This window comes from Rhodoferax sp. (assembly GCF_011391645.1).
Lineage (GTDB): Bacteria > Pseudomonadota > Gammaproteobacteria > Burkholderiales > Burkholderiaceae_C > Rhodoferax.
This window is the reverse complement of record NZ_JAABQC010000006.1, coordinates 31,693-47,634: the sequence shown is the minus strand read 5'-3', so window position 1 is coordinate 47,634 and position 15,942 is coordinate 31,693. Positions and strand designations below refer to the sequence as shown.

Here is a 15,942-nt window from a genome sequence, read left to right as displayed (position 1 = left end):
CTCCTTCATTCAGCATTGGGTGACGAGCACTTCGCCACTGAATGGATAGCTTAGGGATGTGATGTGAACGCCGTGAGCGCGTAGCATGAACGCCACTTCCAAACATGTGAACAGACCGTAAACAAAGGCTATGATGAGCAAAATCACCACCGAAATAATGCCCATTCATGCTTGCAAATAACCACATACTGATTGTTGAGGATGATCTGGTCGCAAGTACCACCTTGGCGGCGTATATCAGCAAGGAAGGTTACCGGGTCAGTACTGCGCCTGACGGTCAATCCATGCGTGACATTTTTGCAAAAGGTGATGTGGACCTGATCCTGCTTGACATCAATCTGCCCGATGAGGATGGGTTTTCACTGTTAAAAGAGATCCGCCGCCAGTCTGAGGTGGGGGTAATCATGGTGACAGGCAAGGCCGAAGATATTGACCGGATTGTTGCTCTTGAGTTGGGGGCTGATGACTATGTGGTCAAGCCCTTCAACATTCGTGAATTGTTTGCCCGCACCAAGAATCTGCTGCGTCGCACCATGTCGGCACGTCTGGTTGTCAAGGACGAGCCGGTCAAGCGTTTTGCCGGCTGGTCGCTCAGCATCCCGTCTCGGACGCTGACCTCGCCAAACGGAGAGGATGTGCGACTAACCCGATTTGAATTTGAACTGCTCGTTACCTTAAGCAAGAATCCCGGTCGTGTGTTGAGCAGGGACAGCCTTATTGACCACGTTAGTGGCCGGGATCGTGCGCCCAGCGACCGCACGATTGATGTGCTGATTGGTCGGTTGCGTCGAAAAATTGAATTGGTGCCTAACGACCCGCGCATCATTCTCACCGTTCAAGGTGTTGGCTATGTGCTGGCTGTATGAGGGTTACTTAAACGACAACTGGCAACCTTAGCGCGCAGGCTGGATGACACGTCGAATCTGACAACGGTCCTTGCAACTCTCTCAAACCGACCATCAAAATTGAGTCGAGACCAGCCTGCCAGGGAACAATTCTTAGTGTTTTTTTTGTCAGCTTTCACGAACCATTCAGGATCAAAACCCCACGACTCTTGACGCTGATAACGACCCTTCGATCAAAAATATCGGCTTTCTCAAGTGGACGACAGCTTTCAGGTTTCGTGGACCCGAAAACGCCAAATCTGGATCAGCATTGGGAATGCCCGGTCTGGATAACTCGACGGAAACTCCTGACTCAAATTGGGCGACCGCTCCCGCTGCGATGCGGGTTTACGATTTTCACCATTGCAGCCGTTCAATTTTGACGGTCAGCATCCGAGAAGGTTGACAGGCTCCAGAAGACCCCTTGCTGTCGACCACGAAAGGCAGCTAGCGGGTTGCCCAATTCATTGCTTGTCAGAATTCTTTTCGCGGCAGATTTCAACGTGCCAGTTTCCGACGCCCCAACTATTGAAACGCCAGCGCGTAACAGGCTGTTGCAGGTTAGGTGACCCCAGTGAAGTCCTCAGCAATACAGCTCGACTGGATGGGCGATGCATTCCCTTTGTTGTTGTCGCTGCCCGTGAGTCGATGTTTTGAAGACGCTAGGTTGGTGTCATACGAGTGAAGGTGTAAACCTGCTTGTCCATCACCCAGGGCATGGTTTGGGTGTTGAACTGCAAAAAATGCGGTGCTGCCAGGTGCGCCGCGAAGTCAGCCTGGCTGTCGTACACCTCGTACAAAAATACACGGCATTGCTCCGGCTCCCCGACACAGACATCAAACTGACGGCAGCCCGCCTCAATCGCAAGTGAGGTCTGTGCATTGAGGTGGATGGCCTTTATAAAGGAATCCCAATGCGCCGCATGAATGGTGAACAAAACCGTAACCACGAACATGGCGCTACCTCATCGATGCTATCAAGCGTGGCAACCAGCTGGTCAGAGTCGGCACATAGGTGATCAACATGACAACGCTGAACGTGGCCGCCATCATGACCCACAGGTGCCGCGTGATTTCACCAATCGTGGCATTGGCCAGTTTGGCTGCCACAAACAGTGTGCCACCCACGGGCGGCGTGTACAACGCAATGGCCAGGTTGGCCGTCATGATGACGCCCATATGCACCAAGTCCATCTGAAAGGCCATGGCCAATGGCAGAAACAGGGGCGCAGCCATCAGCAGGGCTGGCAGCGGCTCAATGAAGATACCCAAGAGCACCAATGCCACATTCAGCATGATCAAAAACACCCATTTGACGTGGGCCACCGAACCGACCCAGTCCGCCAGCTGCTGCGCAACGCCTTCTGCCGTGATGAGCCAGGCTAGTGCACCGGTTGCACCAATCACCAGCATCACGGTAGCGCTGGTCATGAACGCCTTGAGCAACAGATGCGGGATGTCCTTGAACGACATATCCTTGTAAAAAAAGATGGATATCACAAGACCATAGGCCACGGCGACGGCTGCTGCTTCTGTTGGCGTGAAGTAACCCGACCATATTCCGCCCACAATGAACACCGGCATCAGCAGTGCGGGGCCGGCGCTGTAACCGGCTTTGGCGATTGCACCCCATGAGGCGGGTTTGCCACCGGGGTCCACGCCGGTCTTTTTGCCGTGCCACATACAGACACCAATCAGCGCCGCGCCTGACAACAAAGCAGGAACCAAGCCTGCCATCGACAGGGTGCGCATTGACACACCCGACACGAACGCGTACACAAGAAAGGGAATCGAAAGCGGCATCAACAGCGCCAGGGTTCCGGCAACCGCGACGAGCGCCGCTGCAAAACCGCGGGCGTATCCGCGCGCCAACATGGCCGGTATCACCAGCGAGCCAATGGCTGCCGTGTCCGCAATGGCCGATCCCGACACGCCACCAAACAGCAGGCAAGAGATGACGGTAACCACACCCAATCCACCGGGAAGCCATCCAAACAACACGTTGGCAAACTCAACGATGCGCTTGCCAACACCGCCTTGCGCCAGCAGTTCGCCTGTAAACACAAAAAGCGGTACAGCAATCAGTATGAAGGGTTCGACCCCACCAATGAATGAGAGAAAAACGCTCTCCAGCGGATATTGCATGCCATACAGGGTGACGATACCCGCCGTGGTGGCCAACAGCGCCACCATCAGCGGCACCCCCATCAGTGCCAGGGCAAAAAAAGAACCAAAAATAACCAATGAAAGCATCTTGAATTCCTGTGCTCAGTCAGCGGGGTAACGTTGTTCACGGGGCACATCGCGCAGAATTTGAACCAAGTCCCAAGCAACGAAAACACTCACCAGTCCCATGCCCAGTGGCAAGGGCATGTACTGCCATGCCATGGGCCACTCCAATGTAGTGAGCACAGTGCCCCAGCTACCTTGCACAATGCGCACCCCAAAGAACAGCACAACACCCACAACAAACAAGGTGAATGTTTGTACCGCTGCGTCAGCCCATTTGCGCCCAGCGGGCCCGAGCTTGTCCAAAAACTCGTTGATCGACATGTGAGCCCCCCGCTGGGCTGCGGCCGCGCCCCCCAGAAAGGTGACCCACACCATCAAAAACTCACCCAGTTCGGTCAACCAGGCCAGGTCTTTGCCCGCAGCATGCATCACCACATTGATGAAAATCATCACGGCCAGGGTGCCGCCCAAGCCAATGACCGACCAGTCGATCAGTTTGCCTAGCCACCGAATCAGCGGCGGGATTGGATGTGTTGTTGCACGCATGACGATCAACTCTGTTTGGCTTTACCTGACGGCCTGGCGAACGGCTGCGGTCTCAGCCAGCACGGCATCGACATCAGCACCGTACTTCTCACGTGCCTTGGCATACACCGGCTCCACCGCCTTGCGGAAGGCTGCGGTATTGGGCGTACGGTTGATCTTGGCTCCCTTGGCAGCCATGTCCGCCAGCAACTTTTCGTCGTTGCCCTTGATCATGTTGCGTTGAAACGGCGCAACCTCCTGTGCGGCACGCATTACCGCCTGCTGATCCGTGGGGGAGAGTTTTTGCCAAGTCTTTTCGGAAATTGCCATCGGAATAGGGCTGTACACGTGGTTGGTCAGCGTGACGTGTGGCGCCACTTCATAAAACTTGTTGGAAGCTATGGTGTCGATCGGGTTCTCCTGACCCGATACAGCGCCTTGCTGGATCGCAAGATAAACTTCCGGCAGCGGCATGATCTGAATGCCAAAGCCCATGGCTTCCAACTGCCAGCGCATCATCTCGTTGGGGAAAGTGCGCAACTTCTTGCCTTTGGCGTCCTCGGGTCCGTTCAACGGGTCACGGGTCGTCATATTGCGAAAGCCGGCTTCCCAGGTAGCGAGAAAGCGAAAGCCCTTGGCGGGGGCCTTGTCAAACTGTGCCTTCAGCCATTTGGATTCGTCGTAAAACTTCCAGCCCTGTGCGTAACTGTCGATGATGAAAGGCATCATGGTCAGGTTTAGCGCGGGCAACTGACCGGCGTAAGAACCGGTCGCGGACACCGTGAAGTCAATACCACCGAGCGCCAACTGTTCAATGTTCTTGGGATCGTTTCCCAACTGGCTGCAACAGAACACCTGCACCTTGTAACGCCCCTGGGTGTACTCCTCGACCTTCTTCGCAAAAAGCTGCGCACCCGCTTGGCGCGCGCCCTGTTGCTGGTCGGTGTGACTGAACTTGAGCATGGTCTGTGCGCTTACCGGCAACGTCAAGGTAAAAGCAGCGGCCAAAGCGGTGATCGAAAATAGCTTCTTCATACGAGTCTCCTTCATTGAGTTTGGTGGGGATTGAAACCGGCCATCGGTACACGACGGCCACTGGCATGCGAGTGGTAGATGGCCGCTTGCACATACAGATTTCTCAGGTAACTACGCGCACTGTTCTGCAGTGGCGTGTCTTGATTCAAGTGCGACAACACATGTGCCTGCAACGCGGTGCTGGCGCCACCAAAGGCACCCCGTCCGGCGCCGTCGTCATACCGGTGCTCGACTTCGACGCCTTGATGAGGCAACCACCACAGGCGGGCATCACCGTCCAGACGCATCACACCGCGCTCGCCTTCGAGCCACATTTCGCCCATCGTGCGGCGCAAATTCTTCGCCGGATGTTCGTTCAGGCGGTTGCCGTCGAACAGGCCGACGCTTTCATCTGAAAACTCGAAGATCAAAAGCCCGGCATCCTCGCCCAGAATCACAGGGTTAAGTCGGCGCAGCCTTGCTGTGACCGCTAGCACTTCACCCATCAGAAAGCGAAAGGTGTCAATGAAATGCACTGCAGTTTCACGAACCAAAAACTCGGGCATGGTCTGAAAATAGGGCTGCCTGTCCAGATAGGCATCGGGTCCCTGGCCATCGCCCGGACGCAGCCGAAAAGACACACCGTGGACACGACCGAAGAACCCATCGTCTATAAGTCGGCGCAATTCGCGAAACCACGGCGCAAAACGGAAGTTTTCGTGGATAACAAGTGGCACACCAGCATCCTCTGCCAGGGCTGTCAAGGCTTCTGCCTGCTTTAAGTCAATGCCAAACGGCTTTTGACAGATTACCGGAAGACCACGCTCAATGGCGGCGCGGACTGCTGATTCCTGAGCCACAGGTGGAAGCACAATATCTACCAACGTCGGTTGTTCAACATCCAGCATCGTTGCGACATCAGCGTAGCACTTGGGCACACCATAACGTTGTGCAAGAGCTTCGGCGTGTGCCGGATTCCGGTTCGCAATGGCCACCAATGGGCTGCCTGCATCTCGCCAGCCCTCGACCTGAAACTGTGCCCAATATCCCGCCCCGATCATGACAACGCGCTCGTTCTTTATGTGCATATTCATTTCAGAGGCCCTCCGCAACTGCACGCATGATCTCAGCCGTCCCGGAGTTGCCGCCAAACTCGTGAGGACGAACCACGCCCTGAGCGAACACACGTTCCATCGAAGTTTCGATGGCGCGGGCGCCATCGGCCAACGCAGTATCACTGTGCTTTTCGGCAAGCCAGTCAAGCATCATCACAGCCGACAGAATCATGGCGCTGGGATTTGCGATGCCCTTGCCTGCGATGTCTGGTGCCGTGCCATGAGCGGGTTGAAATAGCGCGTACTTGTCACCAATGTCTGCCGAAGGTGCCATTCCCATTCCGCCGGCAAAGGCCGCAATGAGGTCAGAGAGAATGTCGCCAAACATGTTTTCGGTGACCAGGACGTCAAAAGTCCAGGGCCTCATTACCAAATTCAATGCCACTGCGTCCACATACGCACTGTCTTTGCTCAAGTCGGGAAATGCGCTGGCTCGCTCCTCAAACACTTTGCGCCAAAAGGCCATCGAAAGAAAGACGTTGGCCTTATCAACGCTGGTGACGTGACCAGGTTTTCCTCTGGCTTTTCGCTGACGGGCAAGATTTAGCGCGAAGTCACAAATCCTGGCGGTGCCGCCACGTGTGATTTTCATGGGATCAATCGCCGCTTCTGCATCACCATGACCCTCCATGTGGCCTCGGTTTCTGGCAAAAAACAGGCCCTCAGTGTTTTCGCGCACCAGCACCAAATCAATCTGCGCAGCGCGAGGATCAGCCAGTGGGCCTTTGAGTCCAGCAAAACTTCGGATGGGGCGCACGCCTGCATACAAATCCAGCGCGAACCGGATGTCGAGTTGCGGAATGATCTCGGTACCGTCTTTGGCACGTACGTGTGGCAGGCCCATCGAGCCAAAGAGAATGGCATCTGCAGCCTTGCATGCATCGAGCGTAGCCTCGGGTAGAGCATCGCCACTGTCAAGGTAGTGCTGGGCACCCGCTGGATACACGTTGAATTCAAACCGCCGGCCAATGCGGCTTTGCAAGCCGTTCAAGACCTCAGTTGCCGCTGACATCACCTCCGGGCCGATTCCATCCCCTGGGAGTACTGCGATCGAATAATATTTTTGCGTCATTTCATTCCACTTTTTTTACATTTGCGCCAACTTGTAACGCTCAAATATCGCCACCAATTCGCGATTTGCACGCTCCCGATGGGATCGGGTTATTTCTGCTGCGCCCTTTACATCGCCCGCCAGAAAACATTCGACCATGCGCATGTGCTCCTTTGTGGAGTTCACCGGTTTGGGTCGCAGCCTGAGCGTGAACATGCGGGCACGGTGTGCTCTGTCCCAATAATTCAGAACCGTTTCCTTGAGTTGCCGGTTTCCTGAAAGATCCACCAACATGGCGTGAAAACGTTCGTCGGCCATCGCCCAGGCGTCAAGATCGTCTACCTTGAGCGCCTCATCCATGGCGGTTGTTGCGGCGATCAACGGCATTAAATCCGTGTCGCTGGGTTTGCGTGATGCCAGTAGTTCAGCGGCCATGCATTCAAGGGCGGTAAGTACCTGATAAAGCTCCCGCATGTCACTCGGAGAGACGGGTAACACGCGCATGCCGTGGCGTGGAATGACCTCGAGCAAACCTTCTCGTTGCAGCCGTATCATCGCCTCGCGCACCGGGGTGCGGCTCATATTCAACTCAATGGCGACATCCTGCTCCAGCACTTGGTAGCCTGGAGACCAAACGACGTCAAGGATTCGCCGCCGTATTTGTACGTAGGCCGCGTCGACCATTGAGTTCTTTTTTTTGATTGGCGGATTACTCATGCGAGTGGATAGTTCCAGTGGGTTGGGGCAACGCCCGCGATAGGCATGGGAAGCGTAAACAGATGATCCGCGAGTAGGCATCCAAGCACAGCGTTGCGCCGTCCTGGTCCACAAAACGCAATGCTTGAAATGTTGCGCAATAAGCGACTTTTGATGCCATCGAGATGTGGTCGCGCCAATGCCGCAGCTTTGTAAGCGGCCTCCACCCAGACTAAATGCTCTGCATCAGAGTCTTCCATCCATACCGCAGGTTTGCCGTCGGGGGCAACGTGAATCAAGCGATTGCTGATGATGCTGACAATCCAGACACCACCTTCTTCATCGAATGCCAATCCATCCGGAAATGTTCCCGCACCAAATTCGACCACGACCTCTTTGGGACCAAGCATTCCGTCCGGGTGCAGCGCAAAACGTGACAGGCGTCTTGCAAATGTCTCATTGACATACAACCAACGACCATTGGGGTGCAGCGCGACTTCGTTGGTGTAACCCAGACCGTCGGCAACGATCCGAGCACCATGCTTGTCGACCATGACGATAAATCCATCATTGCACGTGCTCCGATAACCCAGCGAGCGAGGCAACAAACGCGTACTGACCGTAATCCAGAACCGCCCTTGGCCATCCTCGACAACAAAGTTTGTCGGTGGCAAAGCAAGCCCGTCAACCGACATCAGCCATGGGCTCACTTGCCCAGAGCGCTGAAGCCTGTACACGCCACCTTCTTCATCGCCAAGGTGGGTGACTAAGAAGTCGCCGTTGCGCAGCAAGGCGATTCCGTTGGGTTTGAGGGTGATGCCATCGGGAGCAATGCCAGCGTAGAGTGATTGCGCACCGTCTGGATGCAAGTGGGCTACCCCACCGCGCCAATCGGCTGAGTAGAAATCGCCAGTTGCTGTGGCTAGTACACATTCGGGACGAGCCAAGCCGTGACCTAAGGTTCGGACGCTTTCAAGCGAGCGATCTAAATCTGACTGTATTGATTTTGCGATTGAATGCATTAGCGTATACGTTAATTTAACGATAAAAAAATGCTATTGGTAGAAACCCTTAGCCAACTTACGTAGGATTGTTCCCTTTGTTCCTGTTTGGCGCATTTTTTAACGCTAGCTTTATGGAAACTTAAATGTGTGGACCTTTCTGCTGGTCAAAAGCTGATACCCGTGAGCACACGCTACTGGGGACTCCGGGTTCCCGTTTTGTTGAATTCGCGTATCCGCAATCGACATCGAGCAAATTGGTGCCGGTGTCCGCTGTCGGGCGGGCAAGTTGAACTTCTGTAGACCGCTCCCGCTGCGTAGCTGGTCCACAAATTTCTCCAAACCTGACAGTCATGTCTGCCTACCGCTCCGTTGCTGTCACCGATACGCACCGGATCAGGTTGTTGGGCAACTTATCGCTCTTTTCTCTGAACTTGAAGCCTATTGGCAGGATGGCAATACTGGGCCGCACCTACGCATACTTCAGCTTCCACAAAGTGGTAAATGAAATGCCGGCTAACCCGGCAGTCGAGAATACAGGACTGCAATCTGCGCTTGCAATTCCGATCCGCGCGACGCTCTCCGACACACTCACCGCTACTTTCTGAGCATCCGGTTTCCCGAGAATGGCAAGTCCGCCGTGGCCGACGCCCAGGCACCCACCTCAAATATTGAACGGCGGCTTACTCCCTGGAACCTGTCATCTATGACGCCGACGGCCGACCGTCGCTTCCGGGTCGATAGGGTGAGTAGCGATTTTTGGTAAGCAGCCGCTCCGATTTGTCGCCGCTGATTTTTCGTCGGCGATGGTCAAACGGCTGCAATGTGAAGACGAGCTGCCGCCCGACTAGCAATCCTCCACGGACCGGTCAGGCCGACAATCCGTCGCCCAATACTTCAAACTGGCAGGCAATTGTAAAAACTAATGACGTGCGCCGACTGAATGCCTGCTTCGCGCCGTACACCTGCCGTTCGTGGAGGCTGACTGGAGCACGTAACCTCGGCCAATCCGGCCAATGGGGTTCTGCTCCACCAACGGTCGAAATGGGCACCAATGCATGATCGTGTTTGCGCTCTGAATTCAGCAAAGGTGATCGCATTTATGCCGAAAACACCGATTGGCAAGCATTTTTAGCCCTAAGCGAAGCCCGCGTATGGTTCGCTTGTTCAATACGCACCTTGATCAGACGGCCTTAACCAATCGGCCATCCAGCGGAATTTTTTTCCATCGCGTAAAGCCTCTCAATCATATTTTGTAAGGTATTTGTCGGTCAGCCGACGAATCACCTGAACCTTACATTTTGCTCGGCTCCACCATATAGAACAGCTGTCAACGATCCTGAACATACAACTCGCCGAACTTCTTTACTAAAAACAGCAGATATGACCAAACCCGCTGATCCCAAGCGCCGTGCACGCTGGTTGCTGATTGTCTTCGTCGGTGTCCTGATCGCCGTTATCACGGTTGCCTGGATGAGCATTAGCTCCGGGAGAGTAGTCAGTCAGCAGGCCGAAACCCTGGCCAAGGAGCGCATTCCGGAATTGCGTGAAATCGGCGCGTTACAAGCCGCCATGTCGGCTCGTGTGAAACAGCTTTATCTCAGCTACTCCACGGGCGAGCGCCTGGTCTGGCAGGAAAAATACAAAGAGCATGCCGAACGCGTTCACGCCCATGTTGATGCGCTGTCTCAACTCAGTCTGAGCGAAATGAAACGCCTGCAATTTCTTGGCATGGTTCAAGCGTTTGACTTGCATGCACACCGTTTCGATCAGGAAATGGCCAAGGGTGAAGGTCGCAGTTGGGATACGCTGCGCGAACATCTGGCCAGTGCCCAAAGCGTGATTGACGAAATGGCTGTCATGCTCACGATGTGGAGCGATGAGCTCAGCGTCGCCGCACAAAAAGACGGTGAAACGGCCCTCATTGGGGTGGCGCGGCTGACCGATCTGCAATTGGGTTTCAGTGTGTCAGTGTTGCTGGTGTCCGCTTTTGTGCTGATTGCACTTTATGCTCGCCTCAAGGATCAGGACGAGCTCTATCGGCGAGCTTATTTTGATGGTGTCACCGGCTTGCCCAATCGTTGGCTATTAGAAGAAGAACTGCGCAACAAACTCGAACAAAAAAATGCCGGTTTCCTGCAGATATTGCGCATTGATCGGCTCAAAATCGTCGCCAGCACTTATGGCCACGAAACAGCAGATCAGTTGATCAAGTCCACCGCCAACTGGCTGCAGGCTCACCTGGACTCGCAAGGGGTCCGATGTGGTTTGTATCGCTTGAATTCCGACAGTCTCGCCATTATTTCCAAGCGCAACGCGGGGCAGGTCGAGGCTGAATATCTGGCACTGGACCTGGCCAGTATCAGCGAACAATCGCTTTCTCTGGGGGAACGTGACCTGCGTATCGCACTGGATATTGGCATTTCGCTATTTCCCGGTGATGGCGGCAATGTCAGCTGTCTGGTGCGCAATGCCGATGCAGCGCTTAACGCCAAATCCAGCGGGGCTCACTACCGCTTCTTCGACAAGCGGATGACCGATGAGTCAACCAACTGGCTGGTCACCGAAGGCTTGCTGCGGGTTGCCCTGGAAAAGGCCGAATTTGAATTGCACTACCAACCCAAGCAAGCTGCCGACGGCAAACGAACGCAAGGTTCTGAAGCATTGATCCGCTGGCGTCAGGAAGGAAAACTGGTCTCCCCCGCTGCTTTCATTCCGGTCGCCGAGGACAGCGGCCTGATTGTGCCGATCGGCACCTGGGTACTCAACGAAGCCTGCCGCCAGTGGCGCGCTTGGGCCGATGCCGGCCTGCCGCCCTTGCCGATTGCCGTCAACATCTCGGCGCAACAGTTTCAGGACGAAGCTTTCCCGAGCCTGGTGGCCGCCACTTTGCAAAATCACGCCATTCCACAAGGCATGATCGAACTGGAAATCACTGAAGCCGTCGCAGCCGACCATCCGGAACGTGTCATTGCCACCATGCAGGAACTTAAGAAAACTGGCGTCTCGCTGGCGATTGATGATTTTGGCACGGGCTATTCATCGCTTTCTTATCTCAAGCGTTTTCCGATTGACACGCTAAAAATTGACCAGGCTTTCATCCGGACGATGGGCAGCTCAACTGAAGATGCTGCCATTGTGAATCTCATTCTGTCGCTGGCCAAAGCGCTCAGTCTTAAAGTCGTTGCCGAAGGCGTTGAAATCCCGGAGCAACAGGCGCAACTCGCGGCACTGGATTGCGATCTTCTTCAAGGTTATCTGTTCAGCAAACCGATTCCAGCCAGCGACTTTGCTGGTTGGCTTCAATCGTCTCAAACCTTCACAACTTAATAATCATTGCGCCCACCTAATCCAGATGTAGCGGTTGCGCCAGAGTGTCGAAAAACAGGTAATACAAGACGATCGGCAGCTGCAACCCGAGCAAGGTGCCGAGCAGATAGGTGCGGAAGCGGACGCCGGACATGGCAAGTGCGTAATTGAGCGCCGGCAGGGTCTGAAACATCATACGAGTTTTGGCCTCCGCACATTTGGCCTCTTCACTGCCCTGCTCTAACGGTAACTGTTAGCCGCGTAGGGGTCACGCCACCTGACGGCGGTGGCTCTCCAGTGAATTCGCCCGGTCTTCACCGGCCGTTAGCTTGCTATACCGGGGCGCGGCATAAGGCCCACGGTCAGTACTCGGCGGCCAGTATGCCTTTCCAGGCCTTGTCCGCCTGTTGGCGGTATGCTTGCCAGTCGCCTGTCAGCCAGCGCTGACGCCCGCGCTCTGCATAAAAAAGATGCAGCCTGTCGCCAAAAAACTCCCACACAGAGCCGTTGGTGCTGATCAGGCCTTCACCCAGCGACAAACCATTGGAGCAGTGCCCGTTGTACTGCGGCACATAGGCTGCCGGGCTGGCGGCGAATTTTTCGGCGCTTGCTTTTGAGGCAAACCGCCACGACGCCCCCAGGTGCTGCACCGTGAACGCGCTGCTGCCCTCAGCCGTCTGGTGGCTGGCCCTGGCTTCTGCCGAGTAATAAGAAACCGTGTCTTTACCGCCAATGGCCACTTGGCCGAGCAGGCCGGTGCTGACTGGCTCGGCGGCGTGGGCGGATGAGCCCATGGCGACCACCAGCAGGGCAGCGCAGCGGATGTGAAAAATGCTTTTGGAGAGTGCCAGAGAAATTGTCATGCCTATTGGTCTAAGGGCGTTGCGTTCTCTTACACGCGATGCCAAAGAAAGCCTCAAGTCTCGGCCCGTTTGGCGTTCGCCAATTGGCCCGGGCGCCACTGGCCTGAACCAAAAACGTCTGACTGGTCAGCGCTCGTCGTCGGCGTAATTGCGCCAGTTTTTCATGGCGTTGCGCATGCCGAGCACTTGGCGCTCAAACGTGGGGCAAGCTTGGCAGATGGTCATGTGCACGCGCAAGGCCCATTGCTCGGTAACCGGCAAATCGCGGTCCTCGCGGGCAATGACAAGCGCTGCGACCTCCTTGCAGGAGCGCATCAAGGGAAGTTTTTTCAGCCAGGCGTTCATCGTGCGGCAAACCAGTTAAGTTCCAGACATTCACGCAAGCGCAGACGTGCGCGGTGCAACTGAACATAAAGGTTGGTCGGGGTCAACCCAAGTTCCTTACATATTTCTTCGCTGGACAGTTCCAGCCACTCGCGCATCAGGAACAACCGGCCTTGCACTGCTGGCAGTTTGTCAGTGCAGGCCTCCAGAATGGCAAAAAACTGGCGGCTGTTCAGGTCTTGCTCCGGGTCGCCCCAGTCAGCCGGTTTCTCGGCAAAGTGGCCATCGCTCTTGAACGCCATATGCTCCAGCGGGTCGTTGCTGTCGTCGTCGGACAACGGTGACACGCATACCTCGCGCTGATGATGGCGAAATGCATCGATGATTTTGTGCTTCAAAATCCCCACCAGCCAGGTCTTCAGTTGCGAGCGGGCCTCGAAGCTTTGCGGCTTCGACAAGGCGGCCAGCAAGGTTTCCGACACCGCATCCTCGGCCCAGGCATCGTTGCGCATTTGCAGGCGCGCAAATTTGAGCAGGTACAACCGTTGTTCGACCAACTGTTGCTCAAACGGGGAGGCATTAGAGGATGTCATGGACGCCAAGTGTAATGAGGGAACAACAAGCAGATTAACCGACGAAGGCGTCCGGGAAAAACTTTTTCCCGGCCCTGTGTAAGAACCTGGACGACACCCCGACTTACTTCCGACCGGTGGGCCATCTTGCAAACAGGCGTGCCGGTTATCCCACTCACCCCTACCGGAGCACCCGAAATGAACCAACGTCAAATGATCGCCGCCGCTGCCACCTCACTGATGTCGCTGGCCTTGCTTTCCTCCCCCGCCCTGGCCCAAAGCACCGCCAAGGAAAAGTGCTTTGGCATTGCCAAAGCCGGCCAAAACGATTGCGCCAACCTTGCTGGCACGCACTCCTGCGCCGGAAAGTCCAAGGTGGACAACGACAAGGGCGAGTGGAAGTATGTCGCGGCAGGCACCTGCGCTACCCTGAAAGGCATGACCATGGACGAAGCCAAGGCCGACATGATGAAAAAAGACGACATGATGAAAAAGAGCTGATCCGCCATGCCGCACGCCACGCCGTTGCCGATTGCCGCCGCGCCCGCGGGAGCGCCGTTGGGCATCGGTTGGCGTCATCCCCATTACGCTGAACTGCTGCAGCGCCGGCCCGCGCTTGATTTCATTGAAGTCCATTCCGAAAACTTCTTCGCCGCCGGCGGCGCCGCGCTGGCCGTGCTGCGCGAGGGCCGCGAACACTTCCCCGTCAGCCTGCACGGCGTGGGCCTGTCACTGGGCTCTGCTTGCGGCATCGACTCTTGGCACCTCGACCAATTGGCCAGCCTGATGCAAGCGATTGAACCCGTGCGGGTGAGCGACCATGCCAGTTTTGCGCGCAACTTGCCAGCCGCTGGCAACGGCGCTGCGCTGCACGCAGCCGACCTGCTGCCGGTGCCACAAAGCCACGAAGCGCTGAACACGCTGTGCGCCAACGTGCAGCACGTGCAAGATCGGCTGCGTCGCCCCCTCGCAGTGGAAAACCTCTCGGCCTACATCCAGTGGCGCGACGCCGACATGGACGAACCGACGTTCCTCAACACGCTCGCTCGGCGCACCGGCTGCCAACTGCTGGTGGATGTGAACAACATCTACGTGAACGCACGCAATGCGCAGCTGCGCGGCGACACGCAGGATCCTCTAACCGACTGCCGGCACTGGATCGACGCCATTCACCCGGCCCACGTCGTCGAGCTGCATCTGGCGGGACACGCGGATTGCGGCGACATCGTGATTGACGACCACGGCAGCCGCGTGCAAGACGAAGTGTGGGCGCTCTACCGCCATGCTGTGCGCCAATTTGGCGCCTTGCCCACGCTGATTGAATGGGACACTGATCTGCCCGACCTGTCTGTGCTGCTGGACGAAGCCGGGCGCGCGCGCACCCAGTCCCGCCGCGCTCTGAGCCGCGCCGCCACACCCAAAGCCGAATTTGCCAGGCAGCCCGCATGAACCTTACCGCGCCCTCACCGCTGGCCCAACAGCAACAGGCCCTGCTGCAAGCCCTGTTTGCGCAACCCGGCAGCGCGGCGGCTGACGTGGCACAGGTCGCGCTGGCCACGCTGCTGAATGCCCGCAACCCGAAGGCCCGCACTCAGTCACAACGCGGCCTGCGCGCCTACCAGGCCAACGGCCACGCCAGCGCAGAAGCGGCCCTGCTGGCGGCCTACCCGGTGGTGGCGGCCCTGCTGGGTGCGGCCAACTTCGCACCGCTGGCGCGCCAACTGTGGCACCACTTCCCGCCCACATGTGGCGACCTGGCGCAATGGGGCAACGCCCTGCCGAATTTTCTACAGGCCAGTCATGCGCTGGCCGAAGCGCCCTACCTGGCGGACGTGGCGCGGGCCGAATGGGCGCTGCACCGCGCCGCCAGCGCGCCCGACGCCCAACCCGATCTGGCCAGCTTCGCCCGACTGGCCCACGAGCCGCCAGAGCAACTCACCCTCACGCTCGCACCCGGCACCGCCTGCGCGGACAGCCGCTTCCCGGTGGTGCACCTGATCACCGCCCACCAGAACGCGGCGCCAGGCCAGGCCCCAGACCTAAGCGCGTCCGCCCAGCGCCTGCGGCACGGCGTGGGCGAGCATGCCCTGATCTGGCGCCAGGGCCTGCGCCCGCGCATCGCGGCAGTCACACCGGCAGTGCTGGCGCTGATTCGGCAACTGCAGCGCGGTGCGCCACTCCCTGACGCACTGAACGCCGCCTGCCCACCGCAGGACCCCCGGGCAGACGCGTTCGATTTTTCGGTCTGGCTCAACGCCGCGGTCACCGATGGCCTGGTGATCGGTGTGCACAACGCGCTGGAGTCCGCCCAAATTTGTTCCGCCTTGCCTTAAGCTTCACCCCATTCAACCGGAGA

General features: G+C 56.8%; 18 protein-coding genes. 6 read left to right on the top strand and 12 right to left on the bottom strand.

All coding sequences use genetic code 11. From position 1 onward, the window contains the following. Nucleotides 1–167: 167 nt before the first annotated feature. Nucleotides 168–866 (top strand): response regulator, encoded by a 699-nt coding sequence (locus GPS82_RS01835; RefSeq protein ID WP_296490463.1) that lies wholly within the window; start codon nucleotides 168–170, stop codon nucleotides 864–866. A gap of 680 nt (nucleotides 867–1,546) precedes the next feature. On the opposite strand, the gene GPS82_RS01830 is transcribed toward GPS82_RS01835, so the two are convergent. Genes GPS82_RS01830 through GPS82_RS01795 form a run of 8 tightly spaced genes read right to left on the bottom strand, consistent with a single transcriptional unit; the run spans nucleotide 1,547 to nucleotide 8,464 of the window. Next, nucleotides 1,547–1,840 carry a putative quinol monooxygenase gene (locus GPS82_RS01830; RefSeq protein ID WP_296490461.1) on the bottom strand — a complete coding sequence of 98 codons (294 nt, stop codon included), beginning with the start codon at nucleotides 1,838–1,840 and terminating at the stop codon, nucleotides 1,547–1,549. 4 nt (nucleotides 1,841–1,844) lie between these two features. Then, nucleotides 1,845–3,137, bottom strand: coding sequence for a TRAP transporter large permease (locus GPS82_RS01825; RefSeq protein WP_296490459.1), 1,293 nt, complete (start codon nucleotides 3,135–3,137; stop codon nucleotides 1,845–1,847). 15 nt (nucleotides 3,138–3,152) lie between these two features. Next, on the bottom strand, nucleotides 3,153–3,662 hold the full coding sequence (locus GPS82_RS01820) for a TRAP transporter small permease subunit (RefSeq protein WP_296490457.1): 510 nt from the start codon (nucleotides 3,660–3,662) through the stop codon (nucleotides 3,153–3,155). 21 nt (nucleotides 3,663–3,683) lie between these two features. Next, nucleotides 3,684–4,676, bottom strand: coding sequence for a TRAP transporter substrate-binding protein (locus GPS82_RS01815; RefSeq protein WP_296490455.1), 993 nt, complete (start codon nucleotides 4,674–4,676; stop codon nucleotides 3,684–3,686). Nucleotides 4,677–4,687: 11 nt separating this feature from the next. After that, on the bottom strand, nucleotides 4,688–5,749 hold the full coding sequence (locus GPS82_RS01810) for a Gfo/Idh/MocA family oxidoreductase (protein WP_296490454.1): 1,062 nt from the start codon (nucleotides 5,747–5,749) through the stop codon (nucleotides 4,688–4,690). Between the two features lies 1 nt (nucleotide 5,750). After that, on the bottom strand, nucleotides 5,751–6,842 hold the full coding sequence (locus GPS82_RS01805) for an isocitrate/isopropylmalate dehydrogenase family protein (protein WP_296490453.1): 1,092 nt from the start codon (nucleotides 6,840–6,842) through the stop codon (nucleotides 5,751–5,753). 15 nt (nucleotides 6,843–6,857) lie between these two features. Further along, entirely contained in the window at nucleotides 6,858–7,538 is a 681-nt protein-coding gene (locus GPS82_RS01800) for a GntR family transcriptional regulator (RefSeq protein ID WP_296490451.1), read from the bottom strand. Further along, nucleotides 7,535–8,464, bottom strand: coding sequence for an SMP-30/gluconolactonase/LRE family protein (locus GPS82_RS01795; protein ID WP_296490449.1), 930 nt, complete (start codon nucleotides 8,462–8,464; stop codon nucleotides 7,535–7,537). The genes GPS82_RS01800 and GPS82_RS01795 overlap by 4 nt, the downstream gene beginning before the upstream one ends. A gap of 407 nt (nucleotides 8,465–8,871) precedes the next feature. Here GPS82_RS01795 and GPS82_RS01790 point away from each other — a divergent pair, with 407 nt between their 5' ends. Together GPS82_RS01790 and GPS82_RS01785 are read left to right on the top strand one after the other, a co-directional pair. Then, on the top strand, nucleotides 8,872–9,126 hold the full coding sequence (locus GPS82_RS01790; RefSeq protein ID WP_296490448.1) for a hypothetical protein: 255 nt from the start codon (nucleotides 8,872–8,874) through the stop codon (nucleotides 9,124–9,126). A gap of 775 nt (nucleotides 9,127–9,901) precedes the next feature. Next, entirely contained in the window at nucleotides 9,902–11,848 is a 1,947-nt protein-coding gene (locus GPS82_RS01785) for a bifunctional diguanylate cyclase/phosphodiesterase (protein WP_296490447.1), read from the top strand. A 16-nt stretch (nucleotides 11,849–11,864) separates the two neighbouring features. Here GPS82_RS01785 and GPS82_RS01780 read toward each other — a convergent pair whose 3' ends face one another. The 4 genes from GPS82_RS01780 to GPS82_RS01765 all read right to left on the bottom strand — a co-directional run bounded on the left by GPS82_RS01780 (nucleotide 11,865) and on the right by GPS82_RS01765 (nucleotide 13,607). Beyond that, nucleotides 11,865–12,023: a hypothetical protein gene (locus GPS82_RS01780; RefSeq protein WP_296490445.1), complete on the bottom strand. Its 159-nt coding sequence runs from the start codon at nucleotides 12,021–12,023 to the stop codon at nucleotides 11,865–11,867. 166 nt (nucleotides 12,024–12,189) lie between these two features. Continuing rightward, the gene (locus tag GPS82_RS01775; protein ID WP_296490444.1) at nucleotides 12,190–12,690 is read right to left on the bottom strand and encodes a YHS domain-containing (seleno)protein; all 501 of its coding nucleotides are present in this window, start codon (nucleotides 12,688–12,690) and stop codon (nucleotides 12,190–12,192) included. A 126-nt stretch (nucleotides 12,691–12,816) separates the two neighbouring features. Then, a complete protein-coding gene (locus tag GPS82_RS01770) occupies nucleotides 12,817–13,035 on the bottom strand; it encodes a zf-HC2 domain-containing protein (RefSeq protein ID WP_296490442.1) in 219 nt (72 codons plus the stop codon). After that, nucleotides 13,032–13,607, bottom strand: coding sequence for a sigma-70 family RNA polymerase sigma factor (locus GPS82_RS01765; RefSeq protein ID WP_296490440.1), 576 nt, complete (start codon nucleotides 13,605–13,607; stop codon nucleotides 13,032–13,034). Before GPS82_RS01765 ends, GPS82_RS01770 begins: the two co-directional genes overlap by 4 nt. Before the next feature lie 177 nt (nucleotides 13,608–13,784). On the opposite strand from GPS82_RS01765, the gene GPS82_RS01760 reads away from it, so the two are divergent. The 3 genes from GPS82_RS01760 to GPS82_RS01750 are packed head-to-tail and all read left to right on the top strand — an operon-like array spanning nucleotide 13,785 to nucleotide 15,919. Next, complete coding sequence (locus GPS82_RS01760; protein ID WP_296490438.1) at nucleotides 13,785–14,087, top strand: DUF2282 domain-containing protein; 303 nt, start codon at nucleotides 13,785–13,787, stop codon at nucleotides 14,085–14,087. Nucleotides 14,088–14,093: 6 nt separating this feature from the next. Continuing rightward, entirely contained in the window at nucleotides 14,094–15,035 is a 942-nt protein-coding gene (locus GPS82_RS01755) for a DUF692 domain-containing protein (protein ID WP_296490436.1), read from the top strand. Next, a complete protein-coding gene (locus tag GPS82_RS01750) occupies nucleotides 15,032–15,919 on the top strand; it encodes a putative DNA-binding domain-containing protein (RefSeq protein ID WP_296490435.1) in 888 nt (295 codons plus the stop codon). The genes GPS82_RS01755 and GPS82_RS01750 overlap by 4 nt, the downstream gene beginning before the upstream one ends. Nucleotides 15,920–15,942 lie beyond the last annotated feature (23 nt).